We start from the raw sequence: 14,627 nt of genomic DNA, 5'->3' as shown, positions 1-14,627 counted from the left end.
AATATTTCAAATTGGGACTTTTTTAATTTATCACGGCATTGATTTTTTGCCAAAGTACATTGTCAAAATCTGATAGCGCAAAATTTGAAGCATCTGCAGCATCTCCCATTCTGATAATTACTAATTTTTTACTTGGAACCACATATATTTTTTGGTCGTTTTTACCTAAAGCACAAAACAAATCAGAGGGTGCGCTTGGAATTAAACTTCCATTAAGTTGTAATTGACTTTGTGGTATATGGTAACTTGTTTTCCCATTTAGCCACCATAAATATCCATAAGCTAAATTGATATTTTGTGAAGTATTAGTTGCTGTATTTAAATAATTTGTATTAATAATTTGTGTGCCGTTCCAATTTCCTTTCGCTAAAGCTAATAAGCCAAAACGTGCCATACTTCGCGCATCACTACTGTAAACACTTAATCCTTGATACGGAAGCCAATATCCTGTCATACCAATTTTATCTCTTAATTTAGTGTTGAAATAAGCATTCCATGTTTGTCCAGTTGCTTGTGCTACCACATCTTGTAATTTTACATATACATTATGATACGCCCAACGTGTACCAGCATCAGCTACATATTGTAAATTTGCAGGAGAAACATCATCTCCTAACGCATCATTTAGACCAGAATTCATGCTTAATAAATTTTTACAAGTAATTAGATTTTCTTTGGCTAATGGTGCACTTGTCCAACCCGTTCCTAAATAATTTGAAACTTTAGTATTGATATTTAAAAAACCTTCTTGTTCCGCAATTCCAGTCACAGTTGAAGTTAGTGTTTTTCCAGCACTAGCCCAATATCTTGGTGTAATAGCATCATGACCGTTAAAATATTGTTCCATAACAATTTTTCCGTTGTGTAATACTATAAAACTTTTTGAGTTTTTATCACTTAAATAAGTATTTAAAGCGGCTATATTGGCTGTATTCCAACCTAAACTTTCTGGTGTTTTAGTTTCCCAAGTTGTACCAGTTATTGGTGGAAAATACATTGCTTCTTCAGTTGGAGTAGGATTAGTTTCTGAATCATTACTGCAAGAAATGAAAAGGGATAAGCAACAAATTAGTAGTATTTTGATTTTCATAGTTTGTCTTTTAGGTTGTTAGAAAAACGGTTTAATGTTTAGACATTTAGAACTGAGAAAGGTTTAATGGTAGACTACATTTTTTTTGCTTCTTCCCAAAAAACATCCATTTCTGCTAAAGTCATATCGGATAAAGATTTACCTAATTCGGAAGCTTTGCTTTCTAAATACATAAAACGTTTGATGAATTTTTTATTGGTGCGTTCCAAAGCATCTTCCGGGTTTACTTTTAAAAATCTAGCATAATTTATCATAGAAAATAAAACATCACCAAATTCTGCTTCAATTTTATCTTGATTGTTTGCGGCAATTTCCACTTGTAATTCGGTAATTTCTTCTTCTACTTTTTCCCAAACTTGATGCGATTCTTCCCAATCAAATCCCACACCTTTTACTTTATCTTGAATTCTACTTGCTTTGACTAACGCAGGTAAACTTTTCGGAACACCTTCTAAAACGGATGTTCTGCCTTCTTTTAGTTTTAGTTTTTCCCAGTTTTGTTTCACTTGTTCTTCATTTTCCACTACAACATCTCCATAAATATGTGGATGACGATCAATTAATTTGTCGCAAATACTATTGGCTACATCGGCAATATCAAAAGCTTTTTTTTCTGAACCAATTTTCGCATAAAACACTATGTGTAACAACAAATCGCCTAATTCTTTTTTGATTTCTGGTAAATCGTTATCTAAAATGGCGTCGCCTAATTCGTACGTTTCTTCAATGGTTAAATGACGTAAACTTTCTAAGGTTTGTTTTTTATCCCACGGACATTTTTCACGCAAATCGTCCATGATATCTAATAATCTTTCAAAGGCTTGTAGTTGTTGTTGACGTGTGTTCATTTTGATAGTTTAAAAGTTTAAAAGGTTTATGAGTTTAAAAGGGTTTGTGTTGTTAAAAATACGGATAAAATATGATTTGAAAAAATATGCGTGTAATCTAGCCGTGGTTGTAGCGGCATCCTTTTATTAATTTTTTTTAATTCATAAAAGATATAGCGGAAGACGCGACATAAGTGTTTTGAAATGAAAAGTATCTGCTCCAAAAAAAAAATCCCACTCTAAATAAGAACGGGATTTACTATATAATTTTTGAACAGTAATAAATTACTCAGCAGCAGTTTCTTCTTCTTTTGCTTCTGTGTTTAACGCTTCCACTGAAACATAACCTTTTGGTTGTAAAATGTTATACCAATTGAATATTTTTTTGATGTCTGAAGTATATACTCTGTCTTCATCAAATTCTGGTAAAATTTCTCTGAAATAACTTCTTAATTTATCGTCGCTTTCTTTATGAGAAATAGTTGGTTCTCCATTTTCTTTTGCAGCAATAGTTTTGAAGATTTCGATTAATTTTACTTCTTCATTGTATGTGTAAACGGCAATTTCAGATAATAAACTTACATTACTTCTTAATCCAACAGTAATTTTTTTACCGTCTAATAAAGCTTCAGCAACAAATCCAGAACGCGTTTGTACTTTTAATTCATATAATCCTGGTTTTCCAGAAATGGCTAATATTTTTTGAAAACTCATAGTTTTTTAATTTTTAAAGGATGGCAAATATATATTTTAATATTTCAAAAACAAACTTGAAATTCTTAATTTTTACTTAATTTTTAAATTGGCAAATTTCATGCGGTAATCTGGTCTGGCTTTACCTTCCATAATATTTTGCAATTTCTTACCTACTAATTTTTTCTTTAACATTGAAAGATGATCTGTAAACAAAATTCCTTCAATATGATCGTATTCGTGTTGAATTACACGGGCAATTAATCCGTTATAAACTTCCGTTTTTTTAACGAAATTTTCATCAAAATATTCAATTGTGATGGTATCATGACGAAAAACATCTTCACGAACATCAGGAATACTCAAACAACCTTCATTAAAACCCCAAATTTCACCTTCTTCTTTTATAATTTTTGCATTAATAAAAGTTTGTTTGAAATCTTTTAATTGTTCTGCTTCTTCTTTTGAAATATCGTCGCTATCTGCAAATGGAGTAGTATCAATTACAAATATTCGAACAGCTAAACCTACTTGAGGGGCAGCCAAACCAACACCATAAGCATTATACATGGTTTCATACATGTTGCTTAAAATTTCTGTTAAGTTTGGGTGATCTTGTGGAATGTCAACGCAAACTTTTCTTAAAACTGCTTCGCCGTATCCGTATATTGGTAAAATCATGATTCAAATTTTTTGCAAAATTAGGAAATAAAAATTTAAAATTCTAAAATCAATTCGTAATTCCCAAATCCCAAATCGTAAATCATTAATCCCAAATCGTAAATTCTATTTATTCATTCGCACCACCAACTTCACTATTGTCTAATTTTATGGGATATTTGGGATTAAATAAAGCAATGAACTTTTTAGTTTGATAGGTTTTATGCGTCATTTTGTTCGACAAAGCAATTATAGTTAGTGTGTCAGTTTTTTGGGTGATATACGATGAGGTATTTCCATGCCACCAACCATTATGGTAAGTTAACGTAGGTGCTTCCTTCCATTCGCGTAAACGAATCCCTAAACCGTAGTTTCTTTCACCTTTAGATTCGTAGCTATAACCTTTAAAAATTTCTTTTCGAAGTTTTGCACTAAAGAATTTATCAGAATACGTAGCCAAATCAAATTTTAGCAAATCGCGAGCTGTGGAATAAATATTTTTATCACCATACACTAAATCTAAATGATCAAATGCCAATCGCAATTTGCTGGCTTTATAAGTTTGACTCACCGTGTCGTGATGTTTTTCGTAATCAAAAACAAAACTATTTTTCATGCCTAATGGTTTAAAAAGTAATTTGTCCATGGCTTCATGATAACGCATTCCTGAAACTTTTTCAATAATTAAAGCTAATAAAGAATAGTTAGTGTTACAATATGCAAAACGTGTTCCTGGTTTGCTTTCCAAATGAATTTTTCCGGAATTAATCAAATCTAAAATATCCTGATTGGTAATGCGTTTCGATTTGTCCCATTTTACATCACGTTCAATAAAATAGCCATAATGACGTAAACCACTTCGGTGATTTAACAACATTCTCACGGTAATATCGTCGTGATAAAAACCTTTTAAATATTTAGAAACTTTATCGTCTAAACCGATTTTTTCTTGGTCGACCATTCGTAAAATAACAGCAGCTGTTAATACTTTACTTACTGAAGCAATATGTAAGGGTTTGTTTTTTCTGTTTTTATCGTCTTTTTCTTTGTAGGCAAAACCTTCATAATCTTCAAATAAGATTTTCCCGTTTTTGGCCACTAAAAACTGACCATAAAAATCATTTTTGTTGATTAATTGGTTATATCGATATTCAATTTCTTTTTTCTGTTTGTTACAATATGTTGAATCTAAAGGATTGAATTCTACAAAAAATTCTCCCTGATCTTTTTGAGTGCCGTTTTTTTGAGAAAAGTCTTTTTCTTTGTCTTTGCAAGCTATAGTTAAAAAGGTAAGTGATATAAGTAAAAAGCGTATGTTCATTATTTTTTTATTTCAATGTTGGGGTTGATTTCTAGTAATTGGGCAATAAATTGTTCTCTTTTTTCAGGTGAGATAAAAATGTCATCGTATTTATGATACATAATTTCTATTCCTTTTTCATGAAACCCGGGCTTATATAAATTCGTTTTTATTATTGAATTAGAATATTTAAGTGTTCTTATTTCAGAAATTTTAATTTTTGTTTTATAAAAAAACATCGAAATTATTAAAACTTCTTTTTGTATTTCATAATAAGTTGTAAAATATAAAATTGTAATTATCAAAAACAAAAGTGTCAAAATACCCAAAGGCGGAAAAATGATTAATTTGCTATCCTCTTCAGTAAAAACACTAATAGTTAACACCAAAAGTGCTGGTATTAAAAGTATTATAATATTGAATGTACTAAAGGCGGATTTGAATTGCATAAAAATATGTACTGCTTTTGCAAATTAAAGTATTTTTGAAGTATTTTTGATAAAAAATTATTCAAAATGTCAAATATCAACTGGAAAATCGTAAAAGAATACGAAGATATAACGTATAAAAAATGTGATGGCGTAGCCAGAATTGCTTTTAACAGACCTGATGTGCGTAATGCGTTTCGACCAAAAACCACAAAAGAATTAATTGATGCATTTTATGATGCACAAGAAGACACTTCAATTGGAGTTGTTTTACTTTCGGCTGAAGGGCCAAGTTCTAAAGATGGGATTTGGAGTTTTTGTAGTGGTGGCGATCAAAAAGCACGTGGACACCAAGGTTATGTAGGTGAAGACGGTTACCACAGATTGAACATTTTAGAAGTGCAACGTATGATTCGTTTCATGCCAAAAGCTGTAATTTGTGTAGTTCCAGGTTGGGCTGTTGGTGGCGGACATAGTTTACACGTTGTGTGCGATTTGACTTTAGCCAGTAAAGAACACGCTATTTTTAAACAAACGGATGCCGATGTAACTAGTTTTGATGGTGGTTATGGTTCTGCTTATTTAGCCAAAATGGTAGGTCAGAAAAGAGCTAGAGAAATTTTCTTTTTGGGAAGAAATTATTCTGCGCAAGACGCTTATGAAATGGGAATGGTAAATGCGGTTATTCCTCATGCAGAATTAGAAGACACCGCTTACGAATGGGCACAAGAAATTTTAGAAAAATCACCAACTTCAATCAAAATGCTAAAATTCGCTATGAATTTAACCGATGATGGAATGGTGGGACAACAAGTTTTTGCTGGTGAAGCCACTCGTTTAGCGTATATGACTGACGAAGCGAAAGAAGGTAGAGATGCATTCTTAGAAAAACGTAAACCCAATTTTGAAAAGAAATATTTACCATAATTATGAAGTTATTTATAATAAGTAGTTTTTTGTTTTTTTTAAGTTTTGGGATGGCTCAAGCTCAAGAAGAAATAATTGATACAAAGAATAAACCTTTTTCGATTGGATTACATTATACAGGTAATTTTAGAAATGATAACCTAATATCCGATTCTTATAATGGAGTTTTTGGATGTGATGCAAGATATACCTTACTCACGAATGATGTTTTGAATTTTCAAGGAGGATTATCTGTTGATTACTTAACTGGAAGGGATTTTAAACAAAAATCAAGTGTAGAATATAATAGCGCATGGTTTTTTAATCCGAATTTAGGAGTAGAATTTAATGTTAAAAATACTGGATTCAAACCTTTTTTTAATCTAGGATATAGCTTTATTACTTATAGCTACACGATTTATGGTAGTAGTTTTTCTCTTTTTGATCCTTCAGACCCTGCTTTTACAGGAATGAAACAAAATAAAACAAACAATAATAAAAACTCAATTTCTCTTCAGCCAGGTGCTAGGTTTTATTTTAAGAATAAGATTTATTTAGAAACATCTTACAGGTATTTGCCAATTGAAAAGAATTTTAATGTTCATTTGTTCAACCTTGGGTTAGGTTATAATTTCTAAGCACTACAAAAATGAAACACTGGATTCAAGCTGCACGATTAAGAACCTTACCACTTTCTATTTCTGGAATTTTGGTAGGAAGTGCGTATGCCTATTATCAACATAAATTCGAATGGATTATTTTTGTTTTGGCTTTATTAACCACATTGTCTTTTCAAATCTTATCTAATTTTGCGAACGATTATGGAGATGGAATAAAAGGAACAGATGCCAACAGAATTGGTGAAAAACGCTTGGTGGCTTCAGGAGAAATTACTTCTGCTCAAATGAAACAAGCGATTATTATCAACGGAATTATTGCTTTTATTTTAGCAGTTGCCTTAATTTATTTCGCTTTCGGACAAGAAAATTTTGTGTATTCTCTAACTTTTTTAGTGTTGGGAATTGCCTCAATTGCTGCTGCCATAAAATATACGGTTGGAAATAACGCCTACGGATATAGTGGTTTTGGAGATGTTTTTGTTTTTATTTTTTTCGGATTAGTCGCCGTTATCGGTAGTAATTTTTTGTATTCGAAAAGTATTGATATCAAATTATTTTTACCAGCCATTGCGATTGGAATGTTAAGCACAGCAGTGTTGAATTTAAACAATATGCGAGATATTGAAAATGATAAAGTAGCAGGAAAAAATACTATTGTGGTGAAAAATGGATTAAAATGGGCTAAGAATTATCAGCACTTTTTAATTTTAGTTCCATTTTTATGTTTATTTGTTTTTTCAATAGGAGTAAACAAAATGATCTTATTTAGTTTTTTAGTTTTTATTTTCTTTTTAAAACATTTAGAAAAAGTTAGAAAATCTGAAAAACATGAAGACTTTGATCCCGAATTGAAGAAAGTAGCTTTAGGCACATTTGCTTTGAGTATTTTAATTTGGATGAGTTTTTTATATAAGTAAACACATACTATGTTCTCTATTTTAAGCGTAGCATCTAAGTATAAAATCTATGAGCCTATGTGTTTTTTAATTTTGAACAACGAATTTTGAATAACGAAAAACATTGAACTATGAAAATCACCTTTTACGGACATGCTTGTTTAGGCATTCAAATTAATGATATTCATATTTTGGTAGATCCCTTTATTTCGGGAAATGCAAAAGCGTCTCATATTAATATGGATGAAATTGAAGCGGATTATATATTACTAACACATGCGCATCAAGATCATATTTTAGATGTAGAAACCATTGCAAAAAGAACGGACGCCGTTATAGTTTCGAATTATGAAATTGCTACACATTATGGAAATAAAGGTTTTCAATTCCATCCTATGAATCACGGTGGAAGTTGGGATTTCGAATTCGGAAATGTAAAATATGTGAACGCGATTCATACTTCTTCTTTTCCTGACGGGAGTTATGGTGGACAACCTGGCGGATTTGTGATTGAAGGCGAACATAAAAATATTTATATCGCAGGCGACACCGCTTTGACCATGGATATGAAATTAATTCCAATGCGAACTAAATTAGATTTAGCCATTTTACCAATAGGAAGTAATTTTACTATGGATGTGGAAGATGCGATTATTGCTTCTGATTTTGTAGATTGCGATAAAGTTTTAGGCTATCATTACGATACTTTTGGTTATATCGAAATCAATCATGAAGAAGCTAAACGTAAATTCTTCCAAAAAGGAAAAGATTTAATGTTATTAGAAATCGGTCAAAGTATAGATTTGTAAACTTTGGTATAAAAATTGCTTAACAAAAGAAAAATTATTTAATGAAAAAAATTCTTGCCCTACTATTATTTACAACTTTAACCTTCGCTCAAAAAGATGGGTTTTGGGATAAAGAACGCGCTTTTACTAAAGAAATTAAGCTATCATCGGGCAACCGAACTTTAGTCAAAATTGATGATTTACCAGAAGGTGCTTCAGAATTTGTTTTCCGAATTTTATTAATTGACGAAAACGGAAAAATCACTACAAGTTTAGCTTCGATTTTAAAAGCGATTCCAGATCCAACTGGAATTAGTCAAGGCACAGCTGGTGCCATTACGTTAACCAATTCGCTTTCTGGCGACGATACGTGTTTATACGGAATTTATACTTCTGAAAAGGCTGGAAATCAGTTTTTAAAAGATGGGAAATTAGAAACGGCATGTTATTTCATAAAAGAAGCAGTAAACAAAGACAGTAAACTAATCTCCATAAAAAACACAAAATGTTTTGATAATGCGCCAAATATTTGGTTTGCTTTCGAAAATAAAAACTGGGTAATGAGTACCAAAATTGTGTTGGAAGTGGTTTCTTGGGTCGATTATAATGCAAGTCGTGGTTGGAATGCTACCACTAAAAAAGAACTTTTAGCAGAAGCAGAAAAATTAGCTACAGTTAAAATGGTTTCGAATAAGAATAATTACTTAGCTACATTTTTAAAAGTTTTCGCAGCGAAATATAAATATAGTGAGTACAAGCAATTGTTGGCGATTGAAAAAGCAAATGTGATGCAAAGCATTGCTACAGAAAGTTTAACACAATCTGGAGAATTGCAAAACTATTTAGATAAAATTAGAACTTCTTCTTTTGAGTTGTTTAAGAAAGGAAAATCGGATGAAGCTATTGCTTTAATTCAGAAAGAAATTATAGAGAAAAAATATGCAAAAGATAATGATTATAGTGCGTTAGGTGATATTTATTTATACAATAAGCAATTTGTAAAAGCTGAAGAGCAGTACAAAAAAGCGATTGACAAAAATTCTTCAGAATTGCATTATCAATTAAAATTAGCGCACGTTTATCTGTTTTCTAATAAAGTTGGCGAAGCAAAAGCGATTCATAAATTGTATAAAGACAATAATATTTCAGCCAATAAAAGTTGGATGGATCAAACCAAATTTGATTTTGAAGATTTCGAAAAAAGAGGATTTCCAACCGATAATTTTAAAAAGATTTTAAGGATTTTAGAATAAATTACAATGTCAATAGCAATTTCAATAGTCAATATTTAATGTTATAATTTTTAATTGATATTGATTTTTGAAATTGTTATTGAATTTTGATATTGATTTTTGCCATTGAAATGAAAGCAACCTACAAAAAATACATACTCAACTTTAAACGTCCAAGCGGTACTTCTCGTGGTGTGATGACGGAAAAAGAAACTTGGTTTTTACTATTAGAAGAAAATGGTAAAATTGGAGTAGGTGAGTGCGGTTTGTTGCGAGGTTTGTCTATTGATGACCGGCCAGATTACGAAGAAAAACTACAATGGGTTTGTCAAAATATTCATTTAGGAAAAGATAAGCTTTGGCAAGAATTATTAGAATTCCCTTCGATACAATTTGGAGTAGAAATGGCTTTTTTATCACTTCATTCGGAATCAACTTTTGAATTGTTTCCTTCAGATTTCACCAAAGGAAAAGATTCGATTACAATTAATGGTTTGGTTTGGATGGGCGAGGAAGCCTTTATGAAACAACAAATTGAAGAAAAATTAGCGGATGGTTTTACGTGTATCAAACTAAAAATTGGCGCGATTGATTTCCAGCAAGAGTTAGACTTATTGGCGTTTATTCGAAAACATTTTGATGCGAATACGATTGAAATTCGTGTCGATGCAAACGGTGCTTTTTCTCCAGAAGAAGCTTTAGAAAAACTACAATTACTTTCAGAATATAGCTTGCACAGTATTGAACAACCTATAAAAGCGGGTCAATTTGAAGCGATGCTGCAACTTTGTAAACAAACGCCATTTCCAATTGCTTTGGACGAAGAATTAATTGGTGTTTATACTTACGAAGACAAAGTGAAACTTTTAGAAACCATACAACCACAATATATTATTTTGAAACCAAGTTTTATTGGTGGTATAAAAGGTAGTTTAGAATGGATAGAAATTGCCGAAAAAATGAATATTGGTTGGTGGATAACTTCCGCTTTAGAAAGTAATTTAGGTTTAAATGCGATTGCGCAATTTACCTACACTTTAAACAACAAGATGCCACAAGGATTAGGAACTGGCGGATTATATACCAATAATTTTAATTGCCCGTTAGAAATTAAAAAAGGACAGTTAATTTACAATACGGATTTGAATTGGGATTTTGTGGTTTGATTTACATTAAATTTAATTTTCTAATATACAAACCTGTTATAACACCAAGTTTATCTATATATAATTCCACTGAAAGATTTTCATTTTCAAAAGTTCCATTATATCTATAATAGGTATAATTCGGCTTTTCTTTTAGTTCTAATAGTTGAAGAAAATTTATTTTACCAGAATGACTTTTCACCATTTCAAAGAATTTCGTTTTAGAATTTCGTTTATCTAAAACGTATTTTTGCATTTTTGCAGAATATTGATTGAAAATAGCTTCGAAATTCTCTTGGTTAAAATTAGTAATAAAAGTATCAATGGTTTTCTGATGTATTTCATTTTGAGCAAACAAAAAACTAGAGGTACATATTAAAAATAAAATTACAAATATTTTTTTCATTATTTTGTTTTTGTAAAATGCAAAATTCACACAAAAAAAGCGACTAAAATAATTCAGTCGCTTTTGGTTTATTTACAAGTGGTTTTATAGCTTTCGGTAAGTATCACAAATGGTTCTAAATAATAGTTTGCAAAAACATCTCCTTCAAATTGTTTCTTTTCTTTTTTTGTTTTGAGTTTTTTCTTTCCTTCATTTACATCACTTTGCATTTTATTATATCTCTGCATAGCGTCTTTTTTCATTTCTTCTGTAATAGTCATTTTTTGATCCAGTGTTTTTTGAAATTCTGGACAATCTTTTGTAACTATTTTAACTGCATTTACTACTTCTTGAGCTATTCTGTCTTGGTTTTTAAATAAATCTGACATGCTAAAATCTAAAGGATTAATAGCTAAATTATCTTTTGAATTGTTTAAATAAAAAACAGTTCTGACATATTTACCTTGTAATTCCATATTGTAACCATAGAAATTAATGGAATCTTTTTTGATTAATGGTAAAAAAACAACTCGATCGGTTTCTTCAATTTCTCCATTGTTCTTAGTTTTCAAAATTTTTAATCTTTTGAATTCTTTGATTTCTTTTGTTTCGGTATCAAAATGTGTGATATAGTTTATGGAATCTGCTGGAATTTGAATAGATTCGTCAGTAGCATTCTTTCTAAATCTTATTTTTTTTCTATTGTAATTCACATCATTTTCAAGATCACTTGGTTTAAAACCGAAATCTCTAATTTCAACAACATTTGGAGAATCAAAATCTTGAACTTCGCCCAATAATGTTTTACCATTTGATAATTGAACAGTTGCAGGTATAAACTCTTTTTTACCAAAATAGAATTGAATATCAGATGATGCTTGACTTCGATTATTTGGGTTTTGTGAAATACAATTTAATGAATAAGTGAAAAGAACTAAAAATAATACTTTTTTCATTTTTACAACTTATTCATATTGCTTGACAATGTTTCAATAAACTTGGTAATTGGTCCTTTAATCATCATGGCCATCATAGGGTTAAAATCACCTTCAAAAAATAATTGGATGTCAGTTGAGTTTTCTGAAATTGCGTCAATATTTGCGGTCAAAGTAAACGGTAATTTACTTGATGCAGCACCTAATACTAATTTTGAGTTGGGTGTAGCTTCTTTTTTAACCAATTTAATTTCTGGCATACCTTTTAAACCAAATTCGAAACAATTTTCGTCAATGACTTCAAACTTTGCAATGTTTTCTGGCATTAATTTTTCGAAGTTTTTAATATCTGTTAACGCATTAAAAATATATTCTGCTGATTTTTCTACGTTTGTTTTTGGGCTTTCTAAATTCATTATGTTTTTGTTTTTGTTTCAGGTTTCAGGTTTTAAGTTTCGTAAATCTAAACTCGTAAATCTTAAATTCAAATTTACTATTTATTTCTTGTAATTCAAATAATCTTGTAAGAGAATTGTTGCGGCAATTTCGTCAATTAAACCTTTGTTTTGGCGTTGTTTTTTCTTTAAGCCGCTATCAATCATGGTTTGAAATGCCATTTTTGAGGTAAATCGTTCATCCACACGTTCCATTTTCATTGTTGGGAATTCGGCGTGAAATTGCACAATGAATTTCTCAATAATTTCGGCACTTTCGCTTGGTAAACCGTTCATTTGTTTGGGTTCGCCGATAATAACAGTTTCTACGTTTTCTTTTGAAAAATAGGTTTTTAAGAACGAAATTAATTCTACAGATGGAATAGTTGTTAAGCCACTTGCAATAATTTGAAAATCGTCTGTAACCGCAATTCCAGTTCGCTTTAGTCCGTAATCTATTGATAAAATTCTTGCCATTGTTTAAATTTAATTACAAAAGTAAGCAAATACAATGCCTTTTTTATAAATTAGTAAAAACTTTAACCTACAAATTATGAAAAAAACAGCCATTCTACTTTTAGTGCTATTTGTTAGTTTATCCTGTGATAAAAAACAAGTGTATAGAAATTTTGAAAATGATATTACCGCGCAACGTTGGAGTGAAAGTGATGTGAAAACGCATGCTTTTGAAATTTCAGAAGATGATAAAACCTATAATGTTTTTATTGAAATAAGTCATGTATTGGGTACAGAAATGAATGAGTTTCCGGTTAACTTTGAAGTTGCCAAACCTGATGGATCTATTGAAAAAGAAGAAATAATAGTGAATTTTAAGAATTCAGAGTGTATGGGAGATATTTGTGATGTGAAGTTTTTAGTGAAAGAAAAAGTAAAACTAAAGAAAGGAAAATACAAAGTCAGTTTTTCTCCAAAATCCAAATATGGATTTGTACCCAATATAATTGGTGTAGGTTTAACTGTTGAAATAAAGGAATAGTATTTAAAATAAAAAATCTCATCTCGTACTAAAACAAGATGAGTTTTTTTTTATTTATTATAGATTTTATTGTTTTACAGCATTTGGTGATGCAGGTAAATTTTCTAAAATTTCTACTTCAAAAATAATATTGCTATTTGGTGGAATTACATTTCCAGCTCCTTTTTCTCCATATCCTAAATTTGAAGGGATAAAGAAAATAGCTTTATCATTGAAATTCATATTGTTAATTCCTTCTAAGAATCCTGGGATCAAACCACCTTTGTTTCCGTATTTAAAAGGGAAAGGTTGGTATCCATTTTGATTGGCTCTATTTTGATCAAATTTTCCGTAAATTTTATTGATGGCTTCATAACTACTATCAAATAAAGTTCCGTCTTCTAAATAACCAGCGTAATGCACATAAATATCTTTTCCTTCTGTTGGTTTAACACCAGAACCTTTTTTCAAAATACTGTATTGTAAGCCTGAAGCAGTAGTCGTAGATTTTGCTTTTAACGCTTTAAATTCAGCAACTTTAGCGGCTAAAATCGGACCTATTTTAGCTTTAGTTTCTGCATCTGCAATTGCTTTTGCATCTGCTTCTTTTTGTCTTCTTTCTGAATCTAATTTTGCTTGAGCGTCTGCTTTAGCTTTAGTTTCTTCAGCGATTTTTTTGTCTAATTCTGGTTTTAGTTTCATGTAATCAGAAAATATTTTAACCGCATCAAATTTTTTGGCTAATTTTCCTTTTCTAATAATAACAACTTTTTCAATCATGTCATCTTGAACAATTGCATCAACTACTTTTTGACCTTCTATAACATGTCCAAAAACACTGTGTTTGTTGTCTAACCAAGGCGTATCTTTATGAGTAATAAAAAACTGAGATCCATTTGTTGCTGGTCCAGAATTTGCCATAGAAAAAATTCCTGGTTTATCGTGTTTTAAACTTGGGTCAAATTCATCTTTAAATTTGTAACCTGGATCTCCAGAACCATTTCCTAATGGGCAACCACCTTGAATCATAAAGTTAGCAATTACTCTATGGAATTTTAAACCATTATAGAAAGGCTTTCCTTTTCTGTCGTTTGTTACGAAAGTATTTGTTCCTTCTGCTAAAGTGATAAAGTTAGCGACTGTGATTGGTGTTTTTTGATATTCTAATTGTAATGCGATTTTACCTTTATTGGTATAAATTTCTGCAATAATAACATCTTCAACTGTTTTTTTAGGTTTTGCTTTTTTTGTTTGTGCTGTAGTTGCTGTTAACGTTAAAGCACAGAATAGTAATAGTAACTTTTTCATTTGT

Annotated in this window: 18 protein-coding genes; 7 read left to right on the top strand and 11 right to left on the bottom strand. The window is 30.6% G+C overall.

The genetic code is table 11. The annotated features are described in order from the left end of the window. Positions 1 to 22: 22 nt before the first annotated feature. From UEQ13_RS03145 to UEQ13_RS15375, 6 genes are all read right to left on the bottom strand, one after another. Entirely contained in the window at positions 23 to 1,090 is a 1,068-nt protein-coding gene (locus UEQ13_RS03145) for a serine hydrolase domain-containing protein (RefSeq protein WP_329804951.1), read from the bottom strand. Between the two features lie 74 nt (positions 1,091 to 1,164). Then, a complete protein-coding gene (mazG, locus tag UEQ13_RS03140) occupies positions 1,165 to 1,938 on the bottom strand; it encodes a nucleoside triphosphate pyrophosphohydrolase (RefSeq protein ID WP_329804950.1) in 774 nt (257 codons plus the stop codon). Positions 1,939 to 2,202: 264 nt separating this feature from the next. After that, positions 2,203 to 2,631: a DUF5606 family protein gene (locus UEQ13_RS03135; protein WP_329804949.1), complete on the bottom strand. Its 429-nt coding sequence runs from the start codon at positions 2,629 to 2,631 to the stop codon at positions 2,203 to 2,205. Between the two features lie 72 nt (positions 2,632 to 2,703). Next, on the bottom strand, positions 2,704 to 3,291 hold the full coding sequence (gene def / locus UEQ13_RS03130) for a peptide deformylase (protein ID WP_329804948.1): 588 nt from the start codon (positions 3,289 to 3,291) through the stop codon (positions 2,704 to 2,706). A 109-nt stretch (positions 3,292 to 3,400) separates the two neighbouring features. After that, positions 3,401 to 4,591 (bottom strand): serine hydrolase domain-containing protein, encoded by a 1,191-nt coding sequence (locus UEQ13_RS03125; RefSeq protein ID WP_329804947.1) that lies wholly within the window; start codon positions 4,589 to 4,591, stop codon positions 3,401 to 3,403. Next, positions 4,591 to 5,019, bottom strand: a complete 429-nt coding sequence (locus tag UEQ13_RS15375; RefSeq protein ID WP_407934645.1) for a PH domain-containing protein — start codon at positions 5,017 to 5,019, stop codon at positions 4,591 to 4,593. The genes UEQ13_RS03125 and UEQ13_RS15375 overlap by 1 nt, the downstream gene beginning before the upstream one ends. A gap of 66 nt (positions 5,020 to 5,085) precedes the next feature. On the opposite strand from UEQ13_RS15375, the gene UEQ13_RS03120 reads away from it, so the two are divergent. The 6 genes from UEQ13_RS03120 (at position 5,086) to UEQ13_RS03095 (ending at position 10,606) form a co-directional block, all read left to right on the top strand. Next, positions 5,086 to 5,925, top strand: coding sequence for a 1,4-dihydroxy-2-naphthoyl-CoA synthase (locus UEQ13_RS03120; RefSeq protein ID WP_329804946.1), 840 nt, complete (start codon positions 5,086 to 5,088; stop codon positions 5,923 to 5,925). A 2-nt stretch (positions 5,926 to 5,927) separates the two neighbouring features. Further along, positions 5,928 to 6,542, top strand: coding sequence for an outer membrane beta-barrel protein (locus tag UEQ13_RS03115; protein WP_329804945.1), 615 nt, complete (start codon positions 5,928 to 5,930; stop codon positions 6,540 to 6,542). Between the two features lie 11 nt (positions 6,543 to 6,553). Next, on the top strand, positions 6,554 to 7,441 hold the full coding sequence (gene menA / locus UEQ13_RS03110) for a 1,4-dihydroxy-2-naphthoate octaprenyltransferase (RefSeq protein WP_329804944.1): 888 nt from the start codon (positions 6,554 to 6,556) through the stop codon (positions 7,439 to 7,441). Positions 7,442 to 7,551: 110 nt separating this feature from the next. After that, positions 7,552 to 8,229 carry a metal-dependent hydrolase gene (locus UEQ13_RS03105; protein ID WP_329804943.1) on the top strand — a complete coding sequence of 226 codons (678 nt, stop codon included), beginning with the start codon at positions 7,552 to 7,554 and terminating at the stop codon, positions 8,227 to 8,229. A gap of 41 nt (positions 8,230 to 8,270) precedes the next feature. Beyond that, entirely contained in the window at positions 8,271 to 9,461 is a 1,191-nt protein-coding gene (locus tag UEQ13_RS03100) for a tetratricopeptide repeat protein (RefSeq protein ID WP_329804942.1), read from the top strand. A 110-nt stretch (positions 9,462 to 9,571) separates the two neighbouring features. Then, positions 9,572 to 10,606: an o-succinylbenzoate synthase gene (locus UEQ13_RS03095; protein WP_329804941.1), complete on the top strand. Its 1,035-nt coding sequence runs from the start codon at positions 9,572 to 9,574 to the stop codon at positions 10,604 to 10,606. A 1-nt stretch (position 10,607) separates the two neighbouring features. On the opposite strand, the gene UEQ13_RS03090 is transcribed toward UEQ13_RS03095, so the two are convergent. From UEQ13_RS03090 to ruvX, 4 genes are all read right to left on the bottom strand, one after another. Next, complete coding sequence (locus tag UEQ13_RS03090; RefSeq protein WP_329804940.1) at positions 10,608 to 10,991, bottom strand: DUF3887 domain-containing protein; 384 nt, start codon at positions 10,989 to 10,991, stop codon at positions 10,608 to 10,610. Positions 10,992 to 11,059: 68 nt separating this feature from the next. After that, on the bottom strand, positions 11,060 to 11,926 hold the full coding sequence (locus UEQ13_RS03085; protein WP_329804939.1) for a hypothetical protein: 867 nt from the start codon (positions 11,924 to 11,926) through the stop codon (positions 11,060 to 11,062). 2 nt (positions 11,927 to 11,928) lie between these two features. Continuing rightward, a complete protein-coding gene (locus UEQ13_RS03080) occupies positions 11,929 to 12,321 on the bottom strand; it encodes an SRPBCC family protein (protein WP_329804938.1) in 393 nt (130 codons plus the stop codon). 81 nt (positions 12,322 to 12,402) lie between these two features. Then, entirely contained in the window at positions 12,403 to 12,816 is a 414-nt protein-coding gene (gene ruvX, locus UEQ13_RS03075) for a Holliday junction resolvase RuvX (protein WP_329804937.1), read from the bottom strand. Between the two features lie 76 nt (positions 12,817 to 12,892). Here ruvX and UEQ13_RS03070 point away from each other — a divergent pair, with 76 nt between their 5' ends. Beyond that, positions 12,893 to 13,336 carry a gliding motility lipoprotein GldH family protein gene (locus tag UEQ13_RS03070; protein ID WP_329804936.1) on the top strand — a complete coding sequence of 148 codons (444 nt, stop codon included), beginning with the start codon at positions 12,893 to 12,895 and terminating at the stop codon, positions 13,334 to 13,336. 66 nt (positions 13,337 to 13,402) lie between these two features. Here UEQ13_RS03070 and UEQ13_RS03065 read toward each other — a convergent pair whose 3' ends face one another. Continuing rightward, the gene (locus UEQ13_RS03065) at positions 13,403 to 14,623 is read right to left on the bottom strand and encodes a peptidylprolyl isomerase (protein WP_329804935.1); all 1,221 of its coding nucleotides are present in this window, start codon (positions 14,621 to 14,623) and stop codon (positions 13,403 to 13,405) included. Positions 14,624 to 14,627 lie beyond the last annotated feature (4 nt).

It is taken from the genome of Flavobacterium facile, assembly GCF_036321945.1.
Lineage (GTDB): Bacteria > Bacteroidota > Bacteroidia > Flavobacteriales > Flavobacteriaceae > Flavobacterium > Flavobacterium facile.
This window is presented reverse-complemented; position numbering and strand designations above follow the sequence as displayed.

Coding starts and splice junctions, on each gene's coding strand:
- UEQ13_RS03080 (WP_329804938.1), bottom strand. CDS start 12,321: ATGAATTTAGAAAGCCCAAAAACAAACGTAGAAAAATCAGCAGAATAT.
- UEQ13_RS03065 (WP_329804935.1), bottom strand. CDS start 14,623: ATGAAAAAGTTACTATTACTATTCTGTGCTTTAACGTTAACAGCAACT.
- UEQ13_RS03145 (WP_329804951.1), bottom strand. CDS start 1,090: ATGAAAATCAAAATACTACTAATTTGTTGCTTATCCCTTTTCATTTCT.
- UEQ13_RS03090 (WP_329804940.1), bottom strand. CDS start 10,991: ATGAAAAAAATATTTGTAATTTTATTTTTAATATGTACCTCTAGTTTT.
- UEQ13_RS03125 (WP_329804947.1), bottom strand. CDS start 4,591: ATGAACATACGCTTTTTACTTATATCACTTACCTTTTTAACTATAGCT.
- UEQ13_RS03070 (WP_329804936.1), top strand. CDS start 12,893: ATGAAAAAAACAGCCATTCTACTTTTAGTGCTATTTGTTAGTTTATCC.
- UEQ13_RS03100 (WP_329804942.1), top strand. CDS start 8,271: ATGAAAAAAATTCTTGCCCTACTATTATTTACAACTTTAACCTTCGCT.
- mazG (WP_329804950.1), bottom strand. CDS start 1,938: ATGAACACACGTCAACAACAACTACAAGCCTTTGAAAGATTATTAGAT.
- UEQ13_RS03115 (WP_329804945.1), top strand. CDS start 5,928: ATGAAGTTATTTATAATAAGTAGTTTTTTGTTTTTTTTAAGTTTTGGG.
- menA (WP_329804944.1), top strand. CDS start 6,554: ATGAAACACTGGATTCAAGCTGCACGATTAAGAACCTTACCACTTTCT.
- def (WP_329804948.1), bottom strand. CDS start 3,291: ATGATTTTACCAATATACGGATACGGCGAAGCAGTTTTAAGAAAAGTT.
- UEQ13_RS03085 (WP_329804939.1), bottom strand. CDS start 11,926: ATGAAAAAAGTATTATTTTTAGTTCTTTTCACTTATTCATTAAATTGT.
- UEQ13_RS03095 (WP_329804941.1), top strand. CDS start 9,572: ATGAAAGCAACCTACAAAAAATACATACTCAACTTTAAACGTCCAAGC.
- UEQ13_RS03120 (WP_329804946.1), top strand. CDS start 5,086: ATGTCAAATATCAACTGGAAAATCGTAAAAGAATACGAAGATATAACG.
- UEQ13_RS03105 (WP_329804943.1), top strand. CDS start 7,552: ATGAAAATCACCTTTTACGGACATGCTTGTTTAGGCATTCAAATTAAT.
- ruvX (WP_329804937.1), bottom strand. CDS start 12,816: ATGGCAAGAATTTTATCAATAGATTACGGACTAAAGCGAACTGGAATT.
- UEQ13_RS15375 (WP_407934645.1), bottom strand. CDS start 5,019: ATGCAATTCAAATCCGCCTTTAGTACATTCAATATTATAATACTTTTA.
- UEQ13_RS03135 (WP_329804949.1), bottom strand. CDS start 2,631: ATGAGTTTTCAAAAAATATTAGCCATTTCTGGAAAACCAGGATTATAT.